We start from the raw sequence: 2,909 nt of genomic DNA on the forward strand, positions 1-2,909 counted from the left end.
TTATTGGTTACAGTTCAAATAGCATAAAAGGTTCTCTTTTGAAGGAGAAAACTAGAAAAAACAAGCCAAATCGCATAGTAAATAGCACTATAAACCGCAACGTAATTGGTTACATTTTTTTCATTGATATATAAGGGTTTTGGTGAAGGTGAACCATTGCCTTAATCAGCACCCTAATTCGCATAGGTTTTAGCAAAGTGACAATAACTACTGTCACGCTGCGATTTGGTATGATAATTTACTTGCTTAAAGTCTTACCAATTTTAGCGAAAAAGGATTAAGAAACGATTAAATTGAATATATAATGAGGGTTTAAATATGGGATTCCTTATTCAACAAACGTAGCAGGATTGTAGAATAAATTGGAATGTATTTATTGAGCATGATTTATAGACCAAAATGGGGGAGAATTATGGACAGGATATTACATGAGATAGCCAACCGAATAAACAGTAAAGATAAAAAAATCGTCATTGGAATTTCGGGTCATGGTGCTTCTGGAAAGACAACGTTTGCGAATCAACTTATGAAGCTTCTGGGACAATCTAATGTAAATTACATGAATACTGATCCATATATCGTTGGGTCTAATCTTAGGAAGTATACGGTTATCGATTATGACTATAACAATGAGAAACATCATTATAAAATGACAGCATGCCATCCTGCGGCTCATAATATATTCGCTTTAGAGCGGGACATGAATATGATAAAAGATGGTTTAGATTTTTATTCAATAGGAACTCATTTTACGGAAAGCACATTAATTTCTCCACGAAAAAAAGTGAGTATAGTAGAAGGAATGAGTGTAGCATTTATAAATCCAAATTTATTTGATTTGAAAATTTACTTATATACGGATGGAGAAACCGAGTTTACGAGAAGAGGGATTCGTGATTTTTCTGAAAAAGGCAAAGATATAAATGATCTAATACACTCTCACGATGAGCGTAGAATTCAATATCAATTGTTTATGCATCCTTATCATCGAAATTTTGATATTGTTTTAAGAAATTCCAATCAAGATTTTTTCATGGAAAAAGGTGATTATTGATCAAGTTTTTTTAATAAGGCTTAAGTGATCTTACTTTAACGATTGGGTGCTTTTCTTTAAGAAGGAGTTCAATGATGATATCTAAAGGAAATCTTTTATTAAGAACTATGTCAGTTAATGATTATAAAATCATGGCTAAATGGCTATCGGATGAGAAAGTTTTGAAATACTATGAAGAACCTTCTTCTGATTTAGAAATGGTGATTAAAAAGTATGAGCCAAGAATAAATGGAAACCATTATGTTACTCCGTGCATAGTTGAGTATAAAGATAATCCAATTGGTTACATACAGTTCTATAAGGTTAATAAAGAAGAACTTGCAGAGTACGGATATAAAGCGAATCAATTACCCTTTGGAATTGATCAATTCATTGGTGAAACTCACTTATGGGGAAAAGGTATAGGCACATTAATGATAGGACTAATTCTAAAATATCTTGAAAATATCGAATCCTCAGCTAGTGTTATTTTAAACGTGAAGAAAAATAATGAAAGAGCGATAGTTTGTTACATGAAATGTGGATTTGAAAAAATCAAGAATCTAAATAATGAATTTTTGCTAATGGTGTATACACCTAAGAATAAGTTAGAATAGTTATTCCACAATCGGTTGCTTTAATTGAATAAGGGCATAAAAAAACGACCAGACAAATCTGGTCATTTTTAATGTCATTTACATATCCAATTATAGTGCTATTTAATACGCTAAAAGGCTTGTGAAATACGATTTTCTCCTCCAAAAGAGAACCCGTTAATAAAAGCCTGCCACTTTTTTTAGAATATAAATAGTTTTTCATATGATAAAGTAACAGATACAACAGCTATATGTTCTTTAAGAACTTAAACATGGTTGGATATTGATGCTCTGGAATGTACTGATTAAAAAAATGTGTAGCTACCAAAACTATTACAACCGTAAGAATGCTAAATATTATAGTTTCTTTCATCTGTGTTATCTCCTTTTCTTTATTCAAGTAGAATTAATTAATTCATACTAGTAAAGGGTCAGAGATAACTCGATTGATAGAAAAAAGGGCTAAGAAACAGGACTCTCTTTTGAGGATATTCAATAGTAGGTTCTACATTGAGCTTGTTTTCTACTTGAACACTTCTCACACTTTTATGCTGAAAGCAATTTTTAGACGTTTGGACCTTTTTACTCTCTATGATGTTTTTAGCCATGATGATAGAAATATCGTCTGAAACGAATGTGAGTACTTTTAACTCATTTTTTTGTTCCAATGACACATTTCCGGTTTGCAAGTAATTAGGTACCAAAGATATTTTTAAAACTACGCATAATAAAACCAAAAAAGAGAATATCCGCATTTCTTAACCCTCCCCTCTCTTAAAAACTACGTTAAGTGTAGCACAATACATAAGTTTACAAATACATAAAAAGCCACCTATTCTACAGGTGGCTTTAGATCGTCATTTAGATTCATTTAGTTTACTGTTTCGATATCCATAACTAAAATAAAGAACGAGTCCGATCACAAGCCAAACAGCAAAGCCTTTCCATGTGAATGCTGAGAGCTGAAGCATGAGATACACACAGAAGATGATAGCCAACGCTGGAATCAATGGTACCCATGGTGTCTTAAAGCCTCGTTCGATGTCAGGTCTTGTCTTTCGAAGAACCGCAACTCCTAGTGAAACTGTGGCAAAAGCAAACAAAGTCCCAATACTCGTAAGTTCTGCTAGTTTATCTAACGGGACGAATCCAGCAAATAGCGCAACAAGTAATCCGGTTGTCCACGTACTAGGAAGAGGTACTTTTGTTTTTGGATGAACCGCTGACAATTTACTTGGGAGAAGCCCATCACGGCTCATTGCATAGAACAATCGTGTCTG

3 protein-coding genes are annotated in these 2,909 nt (G+C 33.1%); 2 read left to right on the forward strand and 1 reads right to left on the reverse strand.

The features are described 5' to 3' along the window. The first annotated feature begins 412 nt into the window (after window positions 1–412). Both P4V41_RS21395 and P4V41_RS21400 read left to right on the forward strand, forming a co-directional pair. Window positions 413–1,054 (forward strand): phosphoribulokinase, encoded by a 642-nt coding sequence (locus tag P4V41_RS21395; protein ID WP_328087236.1) that lies wholly within the window; start codon window positions 413–415, stop codon window positions 1,052–1,054. Window positions 1,055–1,128: 74 nt separating this feature from the next. Next, window positions 1,129–1,650, forward strand: a complete 522-nt coding sequence (locus P4V41_RS21400) for a GNAT family N-acetyltransferase (protein ID WP_328087237.1) — start codon at window positions 1,129–1,131, stop codon at window positions 1,648–1,650. A gap of 836 nt (window positions 1,651–2,486) precedes the next feature. Here the strand turns inward: P4V41_RS21400 and P4V41_RS21405 are convergent. Continuing rightward, window positions 2,487–2,909: amino acid permease (locus P4V41_RS21405; protein ID WP_328087239.1), on the reverse strand; the 423-nt coding region annotated here is incomplete at its 5' end.

It is taken from the genome of Fictibacillus nanhaiensis, from assembly GCF_036213205.1.
Classification (GTDB): domain Bacteria; phylum Bacillota; class Bacilli; order Bacillales; family Fictibacillaceae; genus Fictibacillus; species Fictibacillus nanhaiensis_E.

Coding starts and splice junctions, on each gene's coding strand:
- P4V41_RS21395 (WP_328087236.1), top strand. CDS start 413: ATGGACAGGATATTACATGAGATAGCCAACCGAATAAACAGTAAAGAT.
- P4V41_RS21400 (WP_328087237.1), top strand. CDS start 1,129: ATGATATCTAAAGGAAATCTTTTATTAAGAACTATGTCAGTTAATGAT.